The 18,162-nt window shown below is 59.9% G+C and carries 18 protein-coding genes; 6 read left to right on the forward strand and 12 right to left on the reverse strand.

Annotation, left to right across the window (positions count from 1 at the left end; genetic code table 11):
* Positions 1-46 precede the first annotated feature (46 nt).
* From puuD to EXN68_RS08715, 4 genes are all read left to right on the forward strand, one after another.
* Positions 47-1,309: a urate hydroxylase PuuD gene (gene puuD, locus EXN68_RS08700; protein WP_065113945.1), complete on the forward strand. Its 1,263-nt coding sequence runs from the start codon at positions 47-49 to the stop codon at positions 1,307-1,309.
* Positions 1,306-2,616: a guanine deaminase gene (gene guaD, locus EXN68_RS08705; protein ID WP_142840442.1), complete on the forward strand. Its 1,311-nt coding sequence runs from the start codon at positions 1,306-1,308 to the stop codon at positions 2,614-2,616. The genes puuD and guaD overlap by 4 nt, the downstream gene beginning before the upstream one ends.
* Positions 2,617-2,921: 305 nt before the next feature.
* A complete protein-coding gene (locus EXN68_RS08710; RefSeq protein WP_142840693.1) occupies positions 2,922-3,641 on the forward strand; it encodes a sulfite exporter TauE/SafE family protein in 720 nt (239 codons plus the stop codon).
* Between the two features lie 80 nt (positions 3,642-3,721).
* Positions 3,722-4,855, forward strand: a complete 1,134-nt coding sequence (locus EXN68_RS08715; protein ID WP_161991251.1) for an alpha-hydroxy acid oxidase — start codon at positions 3,722-3,724, stop codon at positions 4,853-4,855.
* A 214-nt stretch (positions 4,856-5,069) separates the two neighbouring features.
* On the opposite strand, the gene EXN68_RS08725 is transcribed toward EXN68_RS08715, so the two are convergent.
* Together EXN68_RS08725 and EXN68_RS08730 are read right to left on the reverse strand one after the other, a co-directional pair.
* Entirely contained in the window at positions 5,070-5,414 is a 345-nt protein-coding gene (locus EXN68_RS08725) for a DMT family transporter (protein WP_142840444.1), read from the reverse strand.
* Positions 5,411-5,983 carry a TetR/AcrR family transcriptional regulator gene (locus tag EXN68_RS08730; protein WP_142840445.1) on the reverse strand — a complete coding sequence of 191 codons (573 nt, stop codon included), beginning with the start codon at positions 5,981-5,983 and terminating at the stop codon, positions 5,411-5,413. Before EXN68_RS08730 ends, EXN68_RS08725 begins: the two co-directional genes overlap by 4 nt.
* A gap of 203 nt (positions 5,984-6,186) precedes the next feature.
* Between EXN68_RS08730 and EXN68_RS08735 the strand changes: the two genes are divergently transcribed.
* A complete protein-coding gene (locus EXN68_RS08735) occupies positions 6,187-7,470 on the forward strand; it encodes a D-alanyl-D-alanine carboxypeptidase (protein ID WP_161991281.1) in 1,284 nt (427 codons plus the stop codon).
* A gap of 3 nt (positions 7,471-7,473) precedes the next feature.
* Here the strand turns inward: EXN68_RS08735 and EXN68_RS08740 are convergent, their stop codons facing one another.
* From EXN68_RS08740 to EXN68_RS08780, 9 genes are all read right to left on the reverse strand, one after another.
* Positions 7,474-8,217 (reverse strand): metallophosphoesterase family protein, encoded by a 744-nt coding sequence (locus tag EXN68_RS08740; RefSeq protein WP_142840447.1) that lies wholly within the window; start codon positions 8,215-8,217, stop codon positions 7,474-7,476.
* 5 nt (positions 8,218-8,222) lie between these two features.
* On the reverse strand, positions 8,223-8,579 hold the full coding sequence (gene uraH, locus EXN68_RS08745) for a hydroxyisourate hydrolase (RefSeq protein WP_142840448.1): 357 nt from the start codon (positions 8,577-8,579) through the stop codon (positions 8,223-8,225).
* On the reverse strand, positions 8,576-9,076 hold the full coding sequence (locus EXN68_RS08750; protein WP_142840449.1) for an ureidoglycolate lyase: 501 nt from the start codon (positions 9,074-9,076) through the stop codon (positions 8,576-8,578). The genes uraH and EXN68_RS08750 overlap by 4 nt, the downstream gene beginning before the upstream one ends.
* A gap of 3 nt (positions 9,077-9,079) precedes the next feature.
* Positions 9,080-9,442: a HepT-like ribonuclease domain-containing protein gene (locus tag EXN68_RS08755; RefSeq protein ID WP_142840450.1), complete on the reverse strand. Its 363-nt coding sequence runs from the start codon at positions 9,440-9,442 to the stop codon at positions 9,080-9,082.
* Complete coding sequence (locus EXN68_RS08760) at positions 9,439-9,729, reverse strand: nucleotidyltransferase family protein (protein WP_142840451.1); 291 nt, start codon at positions 9,727-9,729, stop codon at positions 9,439-9,441. The genes EXN68_RS08755 and EXN68_RS08760 overlap by 4 nt, the downstream gene beginning before the upstream one ends.
* Positions 9,730-9,781: 52 nt before the next feature.
* Positions 9,782-10,279, reverse strand: a complete 498-nt coding sequence (gene uraD, locus EXN68_RS08765) for a 2-oxo-4-hydroxy-4-carboxy-5-ureidoimidazoline decarboxylase (protein ID WP_142840452.1) — start codon at positions 10,277-10,279, stop codon at positions 9,782-9,784.
* Positions 10,279-11,202, reverse strand: a complete 924-nt coding sequence (gene puuE / locus EXN68_RS08770) for an allantoinase PuuE (RefSeq protein WP_142840453.1) — start codon at positions 11,200-11,202, stop codon at positions 10,279-10,281. The genes uraD and puuE overlap by 1 nt, the downstream gene beginning before the upstream one ends.
* A gap of 204 nt (positions 11,203-11,406) precedes the next feature.
* Positions 11,407-12,114, reverse strand: coding sequence for a DUF1045 domain-containing protein (locus EXN68_RS08775; protein ID WP_142840454.1), 708 nt, complete (start codon positions 12,112-12,114; stop codon positions 11,407-11,409).
* Positions 12,115-12,210: 96 nt separating this feature from the next.
* Entirely contained in the window at positions 12,211-13,419 is a 1,209-nt protein-coding gene (locus tag EXN68_RS08780; RefSeq protein ID WP_142840455.1) for an NAD(P)/FAD-dependent oxidoreductase, read from the reverse strand.
* Between EXN68_RS08780 and mnmC2 the strand changes: the two genes are divergently transcribed.
* Complete coding sequence (gene mnmC2 / locus EXN68_RS08785) at positions 13,418-14,173, forward strand: tRNA (5-methylaminomethyl-2-thiouridine)(34)-methyltransferase MnmC2 (RefSeq protein WP_142840456.1); 756 nt, start codon at positions 13,418-13,420, stop codon at positions 14,171-14,173. The genes EXN68_RS08780 and mnmC2 overlap by 2 nt on opposite strands.
* A gap of 33 nt (positions 14,174-14,206) precedes the next feature.
* Here mnmC2 and EXN68_RS08790 read toward each other — a convergent pair whose 3' ends face one another.
* On the reverse strand, positions 14,207-17,905 hold the full coding sequence (locus EXN68_RS08790) for a PAS-domain containing protein (protein ID WP_142840457.1): 3,699 nt from the start codon (positions 17,903-17,905) through the stop codon (positions 14,207-14,209).
* Between the last annotated feature and the right edge of the window lie 257 nt (positions 17,906-18,162).

Raw genomic sequence — 18,162 nt, forward strand, 5'->3', positions numbered from 1 at the left:
GTCAAATTTCTCGCAAGGTGCGCTGCACAAGGATCAGGGGAACCGCATGTACGAATACGCCATTGCGTGGGAATGGATGGCCTTTGCCGTCCGCTGGCTCCACGTCATCACCGCCATCGCCTGGATCGGCTCGTCCTTCTATTTCATCGCGCTCGATCTCGGGCTGGTCAAACGGGCGCATCTGCCGCCGGGGGCTTATGGCGAGGAGTGGCAGGTCCATGGCGGCGGTTTTTACCACATCCAGAAATATCTGGTTGCGCCTGCCCAGATGCCCGAACACCTGACATGGTTCAAATGGGAAAGCTACGTGACCTGGCTTTCCGGTTTCGCCATGCTCTGCATCGTTTATTATGGCGGTGCGGATCTCTTCCTCATCGATCATTCCGTGCTTGATCTCACCCAGTTCCAGGCCATCTGTCTGTCGCTGGCATCGCTTGCCATCGGCTGGCTGTTTTATGATTTCCTCTGTAAATCGCCACTCGGCAACAATACCTGGGGCCTGATGATCGTGCTTTACGTCGCGCTGGTGGCGATGGCATGGGGTTATACGCAGGTCTTCACCGGGCGTGCCGCCTTCCTGCATCTCGGCGCGTTTACCGCCACCATCATGTCTGCGAACGTGTTTTTCATCATCATTCCCAACCAGAAGATCGTCGTCGCAGACCTGATTGCCGGGCGCACGCCGGACCCGAAATATGGCCGCATCGCCAAGCAGCGTTCACTGCACAACAACTACCTGACGCTGCCCGTCATCTTCTTCATGCTGTCGAACCATTACCCGCTGGCTTTCGCCACTGAGTTCAACTGGATCATCGCAGCGCTGGTCTTCCTGATGGGCGTCACTATCAGGCACTGGTTCAACACCACCCATGCCCGCAAGGGCAAACCAACATGGACCTGGCTTCTCACCGCCCTCATCTTCATCGTCATCATGTGGCTTTCCACCGTGCCGAAAGTGCTGACCGGCGAGGAGGAGCAGAAGGCCGCGACGCTCTCCCCCATGCAGCAGCAATTCGTCAGCGACGCTCATTTTACCAAGGCGCGTGATGTGGTTCAGGGTCGCTGTTCCATGTGCCATGCGGCCGAGCCTGTCTGGGAAGGTGTGCCCTTCACACCAAAATCGGTGAAGCTCGAAACCGACGAACAGATCGCCGCCCATGCGCGCGAAATCTATTTGCAAGCCGGCCGCAGCCATGCCATGCCTCCCGGCAACATCACCGCCATCACCCCGGATGAGCGCAAGGTGCTGACCGCCTGGTATGAAAGTGCGGTTTCCGGGGCTGGAAAAGCCGAAGGAAAAACTGAATGAGCATGGTTCTGCTGCGTGGCCGCCTGCTGAGCTTCCGCCGCGCGCCGCTCGCAATCGACGACACGCAAAGCTATCTCTATATCGAAGATGGCGGCCTGCTGCTCGAAAATGGCAGGATCGCCGCCATTGGCGATTATGCCGATATCCGTAAGACGGCCCCCGAAGAGGTCGAGGAAAAGGACCACCGCCCGCATCTCATCGTGCCCGGCCTCATCGACATGCACCTGCATTTCCCGCAAATGCAGGTCATCGGCTCCTATGCCGCCAATCTATTGGAATGGCTGAACACCTATACCTTCCCGGAAGAATGCCGATTCGTCGAAAGCGCCCATGCGCAGCGCATCGCCACGCATTTCTACGACGAACTTCTGCGCCACGGCACCACCACGGCCGCCGCCTATTGCTCCGTGCACAAAACCTCCGCCGATGCCTTTTTCGCTGAAGCAATGAAGCGCAACATGCTGATGGTCGGCGGCAAGGTGATGATGGACCGTAACGCCCCGCAGGGCCTGCTGGACACGCCGGAAACATCCTATGACGAGACACGGGCCGTCATCGCCGACTGGCACGGTAAGGGCCGCAACCACGTCGCCATCACGCCGCGCTTCGCCATCACCTCCACCCCGAAGCAGATGGAGGCCGCCCAGGCGCTGGCGCAGGAGTTTCCCGATCTCTTCATCCAGACGCATCTCTCTGAAAATCTGGACGAGATCAAATATACCTGCGAGCTTTACCCCGAAGCGACCGACTATACCGACATCTATGTGCGCTACGGACTGATGGGCAACAAGACCCTGCTCGGCCACGCCATCCACCTCTCGGAGCGCGAAGCCGATGCGCTGTCGGAAACCGGCGCGGTGGCCGTGCATTGCCCCACGTCCAACCTCTTCATCGGCTCCGGCCTGTTCCCGATGAAAAAGCTGCAACGCCGCGAAAAGCCGGTGCGCATCGCGGTCGCCACCGATATCGGCGGCGGATCGAGCTATTCCATGCTGCGCACCATGGACGAGGCTTACAAAATCCAGCAATTGCTGGGCGAACGCCTCAACCCGCTGGAAAGCTGGTATCTGATGACGCGCGGCAATGCCGAAGCGCTTTCCATGGTCGACCGCATCGGCACGCTGGAGGCCGGCACGGATGCCGACATCACGGTGCTGAACGCCTCCTCGACGCCCGCCATGTCCCTTAAGATGGAAGTGGTGAAAAGCCTGACGGAAGAACTGTTCCTGATGCTGACCATGGGTGATGACCGCACCGTGGTGGAAACCTATGTGGCCGGCAGGGCATTGAAAAGCGTGCTGGCATAGTTCGGCTGGGGCCGAAACATCCGGTCACGACGTGGTTTATACCATTGAAATATAAGATCGAGCGGGTGCCGCTTGTTTCTTCTCCCCGCCGGGGAGAAGGTGGCCCGAAGGGTCGGATGAGGGGGCAACGCCAGCGATAGACCTCACGCTTGCCCCCTCATCCCGCTGCCGCGACCTTCTCCCCGGCGGGGAGAAGAAGCCCGTGGCACCCGCTCGCTCCACATGATTTCCTGACGCCATCTTGGCCAAAACGTGAAAACCCTCCGGAGCACCCCGTGCTGAATCTAGACACAACCACCATGCTCATGGTTCTCGCGACCTTCATCATCGCAGGCATCGTCAAGGGCGTGACCGGCATGGGACTGCCCACCGTTGCCATGGGCGTGCTCGGCCTCTTCATGCCGCCGGTCATCGCCGCCGGCCTGCTCATTTTGCCCTCCTTCATCACCAATATCTGGCAATTGTTGGCCGGGCCGGATTTCCGGGCCATCGTGAAGCGGCTGTGGCCGATGATGATCGCCATTGCGCTGGGCACCCTCATCGGCATCCGGCTGATGACATCAGGCACCGGCGTCTGGACCACCTCGGCGCTCGGCCTGTGCCTTGCGGCTTACGCGGCCTATAGCCTGCTTGCCAGACCCATCTCGATTCCGGCCGGGCTGGAACCGAAACTCTCCCCGGTCATGGGGCTCGCAACCGGCCTGTTGACCGGCGGCACCGGAATTTTCGTCGTGCCAGCCGTGCCCTATATCCAGTCGCTCGGTTTCAGCCGGGATGATCTCGTGCAGGCGCTCGGCCTTTCTTTCACCGTCTCCACCATCGCGCTCGCTACCGGCCTTGCCTCCCAGAATGCCTTTCACGTCGAGCATCTGTCGCTTTCCGCGCTGGCCGTGCTGCCGGCCCTTGCCGGAATGTGGCTTGGCCAGAAAATCCGTTATGTCGTCAGCCCGGCAACATTCCGGCGCTGGTTTCTCATCTGCCTGCTCATACTGGGAGCCGAGCTGTTTTTGCGGGCATTCTGGTGATGGAAATCCGTCGATTTTGATGTCGTGACCGCCACATTCATGTTATGTGAAGCCATCATTCAAATGTGAAGGCTTTATCCATGGGCAAAATCCTGACCATAACGGACCTGAAGCAACAGGCTCAGCGCCGTGTGCCGAAAATGTTTTTCGACTATGCCGATAGCGGCGCGTGGACGGAAAGCACCTACCGCGCCAATGAGGATGATTTTGCCAAGATAAAGCTGCGCCAGCGCGTGCTGGTGGATATGACTGACCGGTCGCTGGCCACAGAAATGGTTGGCGAGAAGGTTTCGATGCCGGTCGCGCTCTCCCCCACCGGGCTCACCGGCATGCAGCACGCCGATGGCGAAATGCTGGCCGCAAAAGCGGCGGAGGAATTCGGCGTGCCCTTCACGCTCTCGACCATGAGCATCTGCTCCATCGAGGATGTCGCTTCCGTCACCTCGAAACCCTTCTGGTTCCAGCTCTACGTGATGAAGGACCGGGATTTCGTCAATAATCTGATCGACCGCGCCAAGGCCGCCGGATGCTCGGCGCTGGTGTTGACGCTCGACCTGCAAATCCTCGGCCAGCGCCACAAGGATCTGCGCAACGGCCTCTCGGCCCCGCCGAAATTCACCCCGAAACATATCTGGCAGATGGCCACCCGGCCCAAATGGTGCCTGGACATGGCGCGCACCAAGCGCCGCAGCTTCGGTAACATCGTCGGCCACGCCAAGAACGTTTCCGACCTCTCGTCGCTCTCCTCCTGGACGGCGGAACAGTTCGATCCGCGGTTGTCCTGGAAAGACGTGGAATGGATCAAGGAACGCTGGGGCGGAAAGCTCATCCTCAAGGGCATTCTTGACGAGGAAGATGCGCGCGCGTCGCTCGATACCGGCGCCGACGCCATCATCGTCTCCAACCATGGCGGCCGCCAGCTCGATGGCGCCCATTCCTCCATCGCCATGCTGCCGAAAATCGTCGATGCCGTCGGCGACAGGGTTGAGGTGCACATGGATGGCGGCATCCGCTCCGGTCAGGACGTGCTGAAGGCCTTGGCACTCGGAGCCAAAGGCACCTATATCGGCCGCCCCTTCCTCTACGGCCTCGGCGCTGATGGCAAGCAGGGCGTGACGACGGCGCTCGAAATCATCCGCAAGGAGATGGATGTCAGCATGGCGCTTTGCGGCAAAAGGCTGATCACGGATGTGGATCGCAGTATTCTGGCTTGATGCTGACGTCGAGTAGATGGGCAGGGCCTCAGAGCCGATGCGCCATAAAGTCCCGCCCTACGCTGCCTCCCTCATCCCTGTGCCTGTCACAGGGATCCAGCCAGCCCAAGTCCTTGAGCTGAAAGGACTCTTTCTGTCGCGCCGACGCGCGCCGGCTGGATTCCTGTGACATCCTCGGGCTTGTTCCGGGGAACAAGAATGAGGACAAGAGAACCTAGTGCCCCACGGTCTTCGAAAACACATTCACGATCACCACGCCGGTGATAATGAAACCGAGACCGATAATGGCGGCAATATCCAGCGTCTGGCGGAACACGAAATAACCGATGCCCGAGATCAGCACGATGCCGAGCCCGCTCCAGATCGCATAGGCAACTCCGACAGGTATGACGCGCAGCGTGAACGACAGAAGGTAAAAGGCCGCGCCGTAAAATACCGCCATCAGCACCGTCGGCAGCCACCTTGTGAATTGCTGCGACTGCTGCAGGAATGAGGTCGCGATGACCTCGCAGATAATGGCCGCGACAAGCGCCCCATAGGTGAAAAGTGCCGCGTTCATCGTTCCGTTTCCTTTGTCGTCTGGGCGATCATCCGGGCCTTGAGAGCCGCCCTGTCGCCACCTGCCCTGCCATCATCGGCCAGAAGATCGGCAAACCAGATGCCGTCAGCCGCAAGTCGCACCATCTCCAGTACCACCCCGTCATCCGTATCTTTATGACGGGCAAGACGTCCTTCGACCCAGCTGGTCCACATGCGCCGAAGCGACGGCTCACCGACCATGGAAACCGAGATTGCCGCCCATTGCCTGCCCGAATCCCGGTCACGATCATCGAAAACCGCCTTCACATAGGCCCGCGTGAAGCATCCATAAGCTTCACAATCCTGTGAGATGAGCGCATCGATTTCCGCGTCCAGCGCCGAAAGAAGGTCAGCCATGACGGCCTCCAGCAAGGCCTGCTTGGAGGGAAAATGGTGGAACAGCCCACCCTTCGTCACCCCGGCCGCATCGGCCACCGCCTGTATGGAAAGTGCCGCAACACCCTGATCAGCAGCAAGTTTCGCCGCGCAGTCAAGGAGGCTGCGACGCACGATCTCGGGCTGTTTCTTTCGTTCGTGAGCATTTGTCATGCTTCAAAACATACCGGATGGTAGGTTTCTTTTCAAGGAAATTGTGAGGGCAGCAGACGGGTTGAAATTCATACTTAATTAAGCATGAAAGCGATCTCTAAAGTTTTAGCGGTTTTGTTGCCGGAAAGTGTCAGTAAAACTTGAAATCAACAGCGGCGGTCAAACAAAAGGGGCGGATTATGTCGGGAACGGTCAAACGGGGAATGGCGGGAACATGGGTCTTCGCGCTCGCCTTCTTTTGCGCGTTCCTCTCATTGCAGGCATCGCCGGCGCAGGCCGGCTACGCCCATTTCATCATGGATGCCAATACCGGCAAGGTTCTGGCGTCCCGCAATGCCGATGTGCTGAACCACCCCGCTTCGCTCACCAAGATGATGACGCTTTACATGACCTTCGAGGCGCTGCATGCCGGCCGCATTCGCTGGGACCAGAAGATAAAGATGTCCAAGAATGGTGCAGCCGTCATCCCCTCCAAGCTTTATGTGCGCCAGGGCCAGACCTTCACCGTGCGCGAAGCGGTTTATGGCATGATCGTCAAATCCGCCAACGACATGGCAGAGGGCATGGGCGATCACCTCGGCGGCTCCGAGGCAAGGTTTGCCGAGATGATGACCCGCAAGGCCCGCCAGCTCGGCATGTCGAAAACGGTGTTCCGCAACGCTTCCGGCCTGCCCAGCAAATCGCAGGTGACGACGGCGCGTGACATGGCGAAGCTCGGCCTTGCGCTGCAGCGCGACTTCCCCAAGGAATATGACCTCTTCGCCATGGAATCCTTCAGCTTCCGGGGAAAACGCATCCGTGGCCACAATAATCTGATGTATCGTTATCGGGGCATGGATGGCATCAAGACCGGTTATACCAATGCCTCCGGTTTCAACCTCGTCAGCGCCATCAATGACAATGGCCGCCGCGTCGTCGGCGTCGTGCTAGGCGGCAAGACCGCGCGCAGCCGCGATGCGCAGATGGCAGCCCTTCTCGACAAGGCCGTGCCGCAGGCATCGAGAAGCCGCAACACCGAACAGCTCGTCGCCAGCGCCAATGTCAGCCGCACCTTCGATGTGCCGCCCGCAGCCGTCCCGACCGCATCGGTACCATTGCCGATGTTTGCCGAACGCCGCTCCGACCCCGTTGCCACGCAGATCGCCACGGCCAACAACCAGATGGCCGACATGATCCAGGTCTCCGCCATTCCGAAACCCTCCCCCGCTGCTGCGATTGGCCAGCCCACGGGCCAGAGAAGCCGCTGGGAAGTGCAGATCGCCGCTGCCGATAGCGAAGCCGCCGCCCGCTCGCTGCTCGCCAACGCCCGCTCCAACATCGGCAGCTATGCCGGGATCGCCCCCTATACCGAAGCGGTGCAAAGCGGCTCAGCAACGCTCTACCGCGCCCGCTTTACCGGCTTCGAAGACCAGTCTTCGGCGGTTTCCGCCTGCAAGGAACTGAAGGCGCAGTCCTACGCCTGCGTGGTGATGAACAGCGAGGGGTAAGTTTTACCGCTTGAGCCAGCCATTCTCCAGAGCATCGGCCAGATACGGAATGCCGTTGACTCGCGCCATCTCGGCCATGGCCAGATTGTCGTAGCGGATATTCCGCAAATAGACCTGCCAGCCACGCCCGGTTTCTTCCAGAACCGCATAGCTGGCGAGCGGATGACCGGCCTCGACGTGATGTTCGAAGGGCGTATCGTCCTTCCAGCCGGGGCAGCCGACGCTGCCGGGATTGACGATCAGCCGGCCATCGGAAAGCTGCACCGCGCGGGGAATATGGGTATGGCCGCACAGCATCAACGGCTGGGTTATGCCTTCCGCCCTCGCCTCGATTTCGGCGAGCGGCCGCAGTTTCAGCACACCTTCCGGCGACAGCGTTTCCAGCCAATAGTCGAGATCGCCGAGCGGCGAGCCGTGGCAGCAATAGGCAACGTCCTTGAATACCATGCTGAAGGGCAGGGTTTGCAGCCAGTCCAGATGCGCGGCAGTCATCTGCGCATGGGCCGGCCTTTCCCAGCTGCCCATATCCTCTGGAGTACGCTCGATCAGTTCCCGGTCGTGATTGCCACGAATGCTGGGGATCCAGTTGCTCACCAGCACATCACCGGTGAAACCCGCCTCCAGCGGCCCGCTGAAACAATCACCGAGATTGACGATATCCTTGATGCCAAGCCTGGCGATATCCTCAAGCACGGCTTCAAGCGCAGCGCAGTTTCCGTGAATATCGGCAATGGCGGCAAAGATCATGGCAATCAGCTTCCTCGATAGGTGGAATAGCTATAGGGCGAAAGCAGAAGCGGCACGTGGTAGTGGCCGCTCTCATCGGCAATGCCGAAGCGGATCGGGATAATGTCGAGAAAGGCCGGTTCGGGCAGCACAACGCCCCTGCCGCGCAGATAATCACCGGCATGGAAAACCAGCTCATATTCGCCAGCCTTGAAACTCTCGCCGACCAGCAGCGGCCCGCCATCCACACGGCCGTCACTATTGGTCGTCACCGTCTTCAGCTTCTCGCGGCGATCGCCGGAGAGCCGGTAAAGCTCGATCGTCAGTCCCTCAGCCGGCGTACCATGGGCGGCGTCGAGAACATGGGTGGTCAGACCGGTCATGGGTTGGGCTCCGCGATCATGAAGGGCTCATCGAAAAAATGCTCTTCCAGATTGTTGCCCGGCCCTTCGCGGTCGGCAACCAGAAAATCAGAAACCGCCTGTAACGGCATCAGCGGATAATGCCAGACATTGCGGCGGTAATTCACACCCTGGTCCCCGCGTGCCAGAAACACCTGCGGCCGGGCCGGACGGCCTCCGTCATCTTCCGCAACGACGACGAGGAAAGGCCTGCCGGAAAGCGGCGAAAAACTCTGGCTGCCGAACGGATGCCGCTCCATCATTTCGATCTTGTGCGGGAATACCCGCGGCTGCCCCCGGAAGATGTTGAGGATGATGCGCGCGCCCTCGCCCGCCGCCTCGGGTGCGGCAAGCGCATGATGCCGCTCGGTCTGGCCGCCATTGATGTGCCGCATGGAAGAAGGCGTGATTTCGATCACATCGCCGAAGGATGCGAATGCCTCTTTGGTAAGGGGTTTTATGTCGAGAAAATCGGTCAAATGTCATTCACCTTGGGCATGCCAGTTTCTGAGGAGGGAGAGACGCGCCTGTAAATCCGGAATGCTCTGCGTTATCGTTTTCCAGACAACCGAGAGCTCCGCCCGGAAATAATCATGCACGATCAGATTGCGCATACCCTTCATCTTTATCCAGGGGATTTCCGGGTGCTGCTGTAAAAACGCGGGGTAGTGCTTGTCGAGTTTGGCAACCGCCTCGCCAATGAGGGCAAGCCCCATCATGACCGCCATCTGCGTACGCGTGTCGGAGGAAAAAGCGGCCTCATCCATGTCCTGAATGAAATCCCGTATTCTGGACGCGGCGACATCCATATCCTTCAGATAGAGCAGAAGCCGATCCGTACTCATACCGCTTTGGCTTCCTTCAGCACGCGCGCCTTTATATCCGAATGCAGACCGCCTGAGGTGACGACGTCGACCTCGACACCAAGCAGCGCCTTCAGTTCCTCCAGTAAACCGCCGAGATCAAACAGTGTCGTGCCCGGCAATGCATCCACCAGAATATCGAGATCGCTGTCCGGCCGGTCCTCACCGCGGGCAACGGAGCCGAACACGCGGGGGTTTGCCGCGTTGAAGCGCTTCGTCGCTTCGCGGATGGCTTCCCTGTTGTTTTCCAGTACCTCGGAGGGTCTCATGATCTCATCTCCAGACAGCACGATCCTAGCAGAACGGCCACCGCTCGCCAATTCAGCCCTCCGGCAGCATCGCGGAAAGGCGCAGCCAGGCGATCTTTTCCACCTGCGCCGTCGCGGTCGCGGACTCTTGCGCCGCATCATTGCCGATACGGGTCTCGAAGGCGGAAAGAATATCGTGCCTGTTCAGCCCCTTGACTGCGATGATGAAGGGAAAGCCGAATTTCTGGGTATAGGCGCTGTTCAGCTCGGTAAAACGCGCATGTTCCGCCGGCGAAAGCCGATCGAGCCCCGCACCTGCCTGTTCGCTCAGGCTATCGGCCGTCAGCTCGCCCGCAATCGCCAGCTTGCCGGCAAGATCGGGATGCGCCCGCAACACGCCGAGCCTTTCAGCCTCGGAAGCGCCACGAAACTGCGCGGTGAGTGCGGCGTGAACCACCTTCGCCGTCAAATCCCCCTCATCCACACCGGCATCATAGGCCCGCTCGGCGATGAAGGGCGAATGTTCAAACACGCCACCGAACCGGGCGACAAATTCCTGCCGCGCCGACATCACGGAGCCACCGGCTTGTGATGTTCATGCCAGTGCCGGGCGATTTCGATCCGCTGCGGGATCCACACCTTGTCATGGCTAAGCACATATTCGATGAAACGACGCAAAGCCGCGGCGCGACCGGGACGGCCGACAAGGCGGCAATGCAGACCGACGCTCATCATCTTCGGCGCGCCTTCAGCGCCTTCCTGATAAAGCACGTCGAAAGCATCTTTCAGATAGGCAAAGAACTGGTCACCGGAGTTGAAACCCTGCGGCGTGGCGAAACGCATGTCGTTGGTGTCAAGCGTATAAGGAATGATCAGGAAAGGCTCTTCTTTCGCGCCCTTCACCCAATAGGGCAGATCGTCGGCATAGGAATCGGACGAATAGAGAAAACCGCCCTCTTCCATGACGAGGCGCAGCGTATTGTCCGAAGGCTTGCCCTGATACATGCCGTAAGGCCGTTCACCGGTCACCTCCTTATGCAGGCGCACCGCTTCGGTTATATGTTTGCGCTCTTCCTCTTCGGAGAAATCCTTATATTCCAGCCAGCGATAACCGTGGCTGGCAATTTCCCAGCCGGCTTCCTTCATGGCCGCGACGGCTTCCGGATTGCGGGCCATGGCGGCGGTCACGCCATAAACGGTGGTGGTGACACCAAGACTTGTGAACATGCGCCACAGCCGCCAGAAGCCGGCGCGCGAACCATATTCGTAGATCGATTCCATATTCAGGTTGCGTTGGCCCGGCCAGGGCTGGGCGCCAACGATTTCCGACAGCAGCGATTCCGAGGCCTTGTCATTGTCGAGAATGCAGCTTTCGCCACCCTCCTCGTAATTGATGACGAATTGCACGGCGATGCGCGCGCCGCCCGGCCATTTCGGATCGGGAACGTTACGGCCATAGCCCACCAGATTGCGGGAGTAATTGTCGGAAATCATTCAGCCACCCAAGACATCTCTCCCCAGGCGGAAACCGACTTCGGGAGACATAAACAAATCTCCAAAGTGCACCGGCCCGGAATGGGTAAACGGCGCAAACTTCGGATATGCGATGCCGAACGGTATCATCCGCATCCGGAATGTCGAGATCAATTTTGCCGACATTCCGATGCATTTTTGTATACGATTATGGGCAGCCGTTTCTCAGGCAATCTTGCGGGCGGAAACGCGGCCCATGGGATGCAGCGAATGCACCCGGAAGGGCGCACCCGGTTCATCCTCGATGAAAAGCGCAAGGCTTGAAAATTGCAGTTCCCGGGTCAGCAGCGGCTCGAAAACCTTGCGCACGGCGCGCTCGACTCGCTGGCTGCTGGCAGGCTCAACACCGCCCGTCAGCGACATCTGGAACCGGAACTCATCCATCACGTGCGGGCTGCCCCAGCGGTGCAGGTTGGTGAGCTGCGAGGCTGAAAGCCGGTCCGGATCCGCCCGCTCGATTTCCGCCTCGGACAGCGGCGCGCGGTAACGGTCGAATTCCTGCACCACGCGGGCGGCAAAAAAATGCAGCACTTCGCAGGGGCGCTCGGGAACGAGGCTGAAGACATTCCCATGCCTTGCCACCACGAGTTGTGGAAGCGTGAAAGGGTCCTGCTTGCCGGAAAAATACATCAGGTCGCGCAACAGCGCGGCCTCGGAGTGGCCCTCGGCAAGCCGGAAAGGCGCCTTGATCGTGCCATGGAAACCGTAACGGCGCGGCAGCGCCGTGTGATATGAAATCTCCTGCATGCCGAGATCGATCATGCCCGGCGGCTCCACTGCCTGACCGGAATAGGCATCGCGCCCCAACCACGCGGCGGCTGCCTGCGTCAGGGGGTCATTGGGGGTAGGCGTGAAATGAATGGCGTATCGCATGCGCTGTCACCTCGCCGCAAAAGCGGCCAAACCGGCCTCGTTGCAGGCCAGCAAATAGGTGATTTGCGTGACAGATTAACGACGTGGACGGCCTGATCAGCACTTTCTAAAGTCCGTGACGGCAATATTCACGTGTTGTTGAAGGCGAAACCCGGCGGGTACGTCAGCTGTCTCCCCGCACACGGTTTGCAAGGCCGCAGCGGCAAGAAAATGGGCAAGACCGAAGCTGACCTTGAAGCCACCCGAAAGCGCGACAAGCTTCGGATAACCGGCAACCGACCCCACCATCGGGTCTCTGCCGACCGCCTTCGGCCGCAGGCCGGCCCACCGTTCCAGAACCGGTGCGCGGGCAAGCGATGGTACCACGCTACATGCTTCTGCAAGCAGCTTTTCCAGCTTTTCGTCGGTGCTGAAAGGCTCAGAAAAACAATCTTCGCTGGTACTGCCGATGGCGACGGTGCCATCCTCATGCGGCACGATGTAAAGACCGTTGAGGAAGACGACCGGCATGGCCGGGTCGGCCGCCGCGTCAAGAAGCGCCGCCTGCCCTTTCACCGCCTGCCCAAGCGCAACACCGGCCTCCAGACCCATCGCGTCACGAAGCAGGGGAAAAGAACCATGCCCGTTGGCGACGACAACATGGCCGAAGGCAACCTCATCTCCCGAAGATAACATCGCTCGCCCAGCTTGCGGGTCGAGCGAAACCACCGAGCACCGTTCCACCACCCGCACATGTCGGGCCTTGCGGAGAAAAGCCGAGAGAAGGGCGATCATCGCGCGCGGAGAAACCCTCGCCGCCAGCGTGTCCAGCACAAAGCCGGCCTGCCCTGCCGCATCATCCACCCAGTCTGCCACCGAAGGCCCGTCGCCGACATGCCAGTGGAACCGGCGCTCACCCGACACCCAGTTTTCCCCGGCATCCCGTTCGTGCCGCTCCGCGATGCCCCGCAGATGTGGTCTCGGCAAAGGAATGATCCGGCCGCAACGGCGATAACCGGCCGAAAGCCCGGTCACGGCCTCCAGCCCGGCAATTTCCGTTTCCAGCGCCACAAGGGCATCGAACTGGAACTGCTTCTTGTCCGACCATCGGTCCGGCATATGCGGCATCAATGCACCAAGCAGACCGCCGCTTGCTCCGCTACCGAGTTGCTCCGCCTCCACCAGCAGGGTGTCTATTCCGAGCCGTTCCGCCTTGACGGCGGCCCATAGCCCCATAATGCCGCCACCAACGATGAGGAGCGGCACGGAGCCCGGCAATCTTGGAGATTGACCCTGTTCGAAAGCAGGACTATCGGCATTAGCCATGAAAAATTCCAACGACTTTATCCCAGAGGCTGGCACAGAGACCGGTTCCGCAACCGGAGAAACCCGTACCGCACTCGACTGGCGTGACGGGGATATGCCCTATTCGCTGGCCTTTGACGATCATTTTTATTGCCAGACGGATGGCAGGCTGGAATGCGGCCATGTCTTCCTGTCCGGAAACGGCCTGCCGGAGCGTTGGCTTGAACGGGAGGGCGTTTTCCGTATCGGTGAGCTGGGCTTCGGCACCGGCCTTAATCTCTGCGAGACATGGCGCCAGTGGAAAGAGATGCGCAACGGCCGCTCCACGCTGCATTTCATCTCCTTCGAGCTTTACCCGATGAAGGCGGACGAGATCGACCGGGCGCTTTCCCGCTGGCCGGAGATCGATACTGAGCGCAAGGCGCTTGTCGCCCTCTGGCCGGAAGAGCCGCAAGGCAGGGTCGACATCGCACTGGATGACGAGACGCGCCTGACGGTGGTCTGCGGCGAGGCCTTTGCCGGAATCTCCAGCAGCAACGAGAGTTTCGACGCGTGGTTTCTGGACGGCTTCGCGCCGGCGCGCAATCCGGACATGTGGTCGCTGGAAATCATGCAGGCGCTCTTTGCCAAAACGGCGTCGGAGGGCACATTCGCCTCCTATGCCGCCGCCGGTTTCGTTCGCCGCAACCTCATCGCCGCGGGTTTTGACCTGGAACGGCGCAAGGGCTTTGCCGGAAAGCGGGAAATGCTCTGCGGCACCAAACGGCCCGCCTGAGGCAATTCCGAAAACCCTCGCCGCGCCGGATGATCAGACGCCCGGCGCGTCACGCCGGGGCATGGCATCCCCCAGCCATTGCGCGATCTTGTCCTCGAGGATTTCAGGACTGATCGGCTTCGACAGATAATCATCCATGCCCGCCTGCAGGCAAAGCTCCCGGTCACCGTCCTGGGTATGGGCGGTAACACCGATGATCGGCACATGCCGGCCGTCCGCCGCCGCCTGTTCGGCGGCGCGGATGGCAAGCGTTGCCTGATGGCCGTTAATGACAGGCATCGAGACATCCATGAGGATGATGGCGGGATTGTTTTCTTCCCACGCCTGAACCGCCTTCTTGCCGTTGCCGACGATCAGGAAACGCAAACCCGCCTGCTGCAAAATCTGGGTGAAGACAATCTGGTTGACGTCATTGTCCTCGGCCACCAGCACGTCGATCAGGCTCGGCCGGCGGCGTTCGGAAACAGCCGGGGTCGCTGGCGGAATGCGCTGTTTATTTTCAGCCAGACGCCTTTCCGTGCGCACCGGCCCGCCGCCTGCATCCAGTGCCAGCGGCTGCAGGCGGGCGCGTTTCAGCCGCACGTCGCGCACCACATCGAACAGGGTGGAGCGCAAGAGCCGCGCCCGCGCCGGTTTCATCAGATGCGCCTGTACGTTGAGATCGGTAAACAGCGTCTCGTCACCCACCACATCCATGGAGGTCAGAAACACGATGGCAATCTCATCGAAACGTTGGTCCGCGCGAATACGCTCGACCACATCCAGGCCGTTCATGACAGGCATATGATAATCGAGGATGATGGCGTCGATGGCAAAGCCGAGCGACACGGCCTCCTGCAGCACGGCGATGCCGGACGGGCCGTCCTCCACCGCATGGCCATCAATGCCCCAAGTCTTCAGCTGCTCGGTCAATATACGGCGATTGACGTCGTTGTCGTCGATGACCAGCACCCGGATATCGTCGATCGCCACGGACATAAGCGGAACGTCACGCCGCCTTTCGGTGACCTGAAACGGGATATTGACCTCGAAGGTCGATCCCTTGCCGACCTCGCTCACGACATTGATCGAACCGTCGAAAAGACCGACAAGGCCGACCGTGATCGCCAGTCCAAGCCCTGTTCCCTCGTGCCGGCGCGTCGCCGAACCATCCACCTGGCTGAACTTGTCGAAGATCGTCTCGAGCTTGTCAGGCGGAATGCCGATGCCGCTGTCTTCAACGCGCAGCGAGAGCATGGTTTCCGACGCCTCGGCCGATTGCGCGGCAAGCTCGATCAGCACATGCCCCGTTTCGGTGAATTTCACGGCGTTGCCGACGAGGTTGGTGACGATCTGGCGGAACCGCCCGGCATCGCCCATGACCTTGCCGAAAACCGACGGGTCGATCCGGACAACCAGTTCGATGTCCTTTTCCAGCGCCGCCGAGGAGAGAAGCGAAACCACATCCTCCACCGCTTCGGCCGGATCGAAAGGCACGCTGCGCAGCTTCATCTGTCCGGCCTCGATCTTGGAAAAATCGAGAATGTCGTTGATGATCGTCAGAAGCGCATTGCCTGACTTGACGATGATATCGGTGAAAGTCTTCTGGCGCGTGTCCAGATTGGACTTGGCCAGAAGCTCCGCCATGCCGAGCACACCGTTCATCGGCGTGCGGATTTCATGGCTCATATTGGCCAGGAATTCCGATTTGGCGCGATCCGCCGCTTCCGCCCGCGAAAGTAGCCGCTGCAATTCCTCTTCACGCAGCTTCATCTCGGTCACATCGGTGACGATGACGAGCCAGTAATTGCCGGAACTGTTGGTGGCTTCCAGATTGAGCCAGGTTTTGCCGGCCACATGGATGAGCCAGGAAAACGGCTGGTTGGCGGCAATGTTGTCTTTCCAGGCGGCAAGCGTTGCCGCCGCCTCCTCGGCGGTGCCGAAATCTCCGCGCTTGGCACAATGGGCAAAGAAGCCCGACCAGTTGCGGCCTTTTTCCAGCAGATGCGGCGGCACGTCGAACATCCGCGCCATCGCTTCGTTGGACATGATGATCGTGCCCTGCTCGACCAGCACCAGGCCCTGCGCCATGGCGCGCGTGGCGCCCTGCATATATTCGCCGACGCGCTCCAGCTCGGCCTTGGCCTTCATGATCTCTGCATCGCGCATGCGCACATCGGTCACGTCGGCATAGGTGCTGAGGATTTTCCCGCCATCGAGGCGGGTTTTCGAGATGACGGTAACCTTGCCGCTTTTGCTGCGCACTTCGCGCGGCGCAGAGGCCTCCTTGCTGAGAAGCCGCGCCGTTCGCTGACTATAAAGATCAGCGAAGGACATGTCGCCGTAGTCGTAAAGGCCGCTTTCGAAATTCAATTCCATGAATTCGCGATAGCTTTTGCCGACCAGCGATTTCTCGCCACCAATTTCGCCCCAGACCTCGTAAAAGAACGGATTGACATATTCGATGACGAGATCGGCGTTGATGAGCAGCACGCCCACCGGCAGGGCATGAAGAATCATCTCCAGCTGGCGGTGCAGCGCTTCGGCCTGTGCCTGCGCCGCAATCAGTGCATTTTCACGGTCCTGCAACAGGCTGACATCGGTAACCGAGCCGACCAGATAATATTCGTCGTCAGGCGTCGCCACCCGGCCGAGGCGGGTAATGACGGGAACGGAGCTGCCATCCGGCAGCGGCAGGGTTTCCGCCTTCTCGATTGCCTCGCCCGTTTCAAGCAGCCGCTCGTTTTCAAGCCGGGACTGCTCGCCGGTCGCCGGAAACATCTCGTTTTCGGTCTTGCCGATAAAATGGGCGAGATCGCCTCCGACGAATTTCTCATAGGCCGCATTGGCAAAGGTCAGCCGCCTGTCATGATCCCGCAAAAAGACCGCCACCGGCAATTGCTCAAGCGCGGCGCGCAGCAGCCAGGTCTCGCGGATCTGCGTGCTGAGCAGGGTCTCATGCGCCTTGAACTCGGTCACGTCGATGCGCAGCCCCACCAGCATGCCGTTTTCCAGCCGCTTGTTGACCATGCGCACCCAGCGGCCATCGGCAAACTGCTCCACTCTTTCCAGGTAGGGCAGGGAAAAATCCCGCAGCTGCTCCTGCTTCCAGCTTTCAAAAGCCTGATCATCCTCTTTCGCGCGGCTGTAACCGCTTGAAAAATAGACCGCTTCCATCAGCGCTTCGAGCCGCATGCCCGGCTTCAGCGCAACACCGAAGGCACTGTAGAATTCCAGGAAGCGGGCGTTGCAATAAATCAGCCGGTTTTCTTCGTCATAGATAACGATACCGGCATCGATGAGATCAATCACCCCACTGCCGAACAGCAACTCGGAGGCGTTATCGCCGCTGGAGAAGCCCTCAATGGCAACCGCCGGCATTTCCTCGAATGCTTCAAACAGGAAAAGATTGCCGTCATCGCCGATAAAACGTTCGCAACGAAGCGTATATGGCCCGGAAGACGCCGCACCATGACAGGCGATCAGCTCATCCGTGGCGAAAACCAGCGAGCGGCGCTCCCTGTCTTCCCGTTCGGCATCGCGAATATCGGCGGAGAGGGAAAAGCTCGTTTGCCCCTGAAACGACGCGGGTGGACGCCCCATGATCCGGCCATAGGCGGCGTTGACCATGAGATAGCGCAGCTCGCTGTCCTTGATGCACGCGGGCAAGTCCAGGGCGGCGACGGCCCTGTAAGCTTTTTCCAGCAACCCGCTGCCTTCGGTCAATCGATACTCCACACCGTGCAGTTCCATTTCTGTCGAATCAAATATTTCCGGATATCGTCGTAAAAACGTTATGTGATAAAATCGCCGTTTGCTATGTACCGTGCGGCACTGCTACCCTTTTTTAACCATAAATATTCGCTCCGATGCGCCATTCCGACCATAACCGGCCGACCTTGCGCATGGCTGCCATGCGTCGCGGGACAGCCGCGTTATAAAACTATCGCTTGACTTTAACGCGCAAAACGCCCACATGCCGGTCAAGCTTTCACCTTCGGCAGCCGCGT

This window comes from Martinezella rhizogenes, assembly GCF_007002745.1.
GTDB classification, from domain to species: Bacteria; Pseudomonadota; Alphaproteobacteria; order Rhizobiales; family Rhizobiaceae; genus Agrobacterium; species Agrobacterium cucumeris.

Excerpts from the sequence above, each read along its gene's own strand:
- puuD (WP_065113945.1), top strand. The coding sequence starts at position 47 with ATGTACGAATACGCCATTGCGTGGGAATGGATGGCCTTTGCCGTCCGC.
- guaD (WP_142840442.1), top strand. The coding sequence starts at position 1,306 with ATGAGCATGGTTCTGCTGCGTGGCCGCCTGCTGAGCTTCCGCCGCGCG.
- EXN68_RS08710 (WP_142840693.1), top strand. The coding sequence starts at position 2,922 with ATGGTTCTCGCGACCTTCATCATCGCAGGCATCGTCAAGGGCGTGACC.
- EXN68_RS08715 (WP_161991251.1), top strand. The coding sequence starts at position 3,722 with ATGGGCAAAATCCTGACCATAACGGACCTGAAGCAACAGGCTCAGCGC.
- EXN68_RS08725 (WP_142840444.1), bottom strand. The coding sequence starts at position 5,414 with ATGAACGCGGCACTTTTCACCTATGGGGCGCTTGTCGCGGCCATTATC.
- EXN68_RS08730 (WP_142840445.1), bottom strand. The coding sequence starts at position 5,983 with ATGACAAATGCTCACGAACGAAAGAAACAGCCCGAGATCGTGCGTCGC.
- EXN68_RS08735 (WP_161991281.1), top strand. The coding sequence starts at position 6,187 with ATGGCGGGAACATGGGTCTTCGCGCTCGCCTTCTTTTGCGCGTTCCTC.
- EXN68_RS08740 (WP_142840447.1), bottom strand. The coding sequence starts at position 8,217 with ATGATCTTTGCCGCCATTGCCGATATTCACGGAAACTGCGCTGCGCTT.
- uraH (WP_142840448.1), bottom strand. The coding sequence starts at position 8,579 with ATGACCGGTCTGACCACCCATGTTCTCGACGCCGCCCATGGTACGCCG.
- EXN68_RS08755 (WP_142840450.1), bottom strand. The coding sequence starts at position 9,442 with ATGAGTACGGATCGGCTTCTGCTCTATCTGAAGGATATGGATGTCGCC.
- EXN68_RS08760 (WP_142840451.1), bottom strand. The coding sequence starts at position 9,729 with ATGAGACCCTCCGAGGTACTGGAAAACAACAGGGAAGCCATCCGCGAA.
- uraD (WP_142840452.1), bottom strand. The coding sequence starts at position 10,279 with ATGTCGGCGCGGCAGGAATTTGTCGCCCGGTTCGGTGGCGTGTTTGAA.
- puuE (WP_142840453.1), bottom strand. The coding sequence starts at position 11,202 with ATGATTTCCGACAATTACTCCCGCAATCTGGTGGGCTATGGCCGTAAC.
- EXN68_RS08775 (WP_142840454.1), bottom strand. The coding sequence starts at position 12,114 with ATGCGATACGCCATTCATTTCACGCCTACCCCCAATGACCCCCTGACG.
- mnmC2 (WP_142840456.1), top strand. The coding sequence starts at position 13,418 with ATGAAAAATTCCAACGACTTTATCCCAGAGGCTGGCACAGAGACCGGT.
- EXN68_RS08780 (WP_142840455.1), bottom strand. The coding sequence starts at position 13,419 with ATGGCTAATGCCGATAGTCCTGCTTTCGAACAGGGTCAATCTCCAAGA.
- EXN68_RS08790 (WP_142840457.1), bottom strand. The coding sequence starts at position 17,905 with ATGGAACTGCACGGTGTGGAGTATCGATTGACCGAAGGCAGCGGGTTG.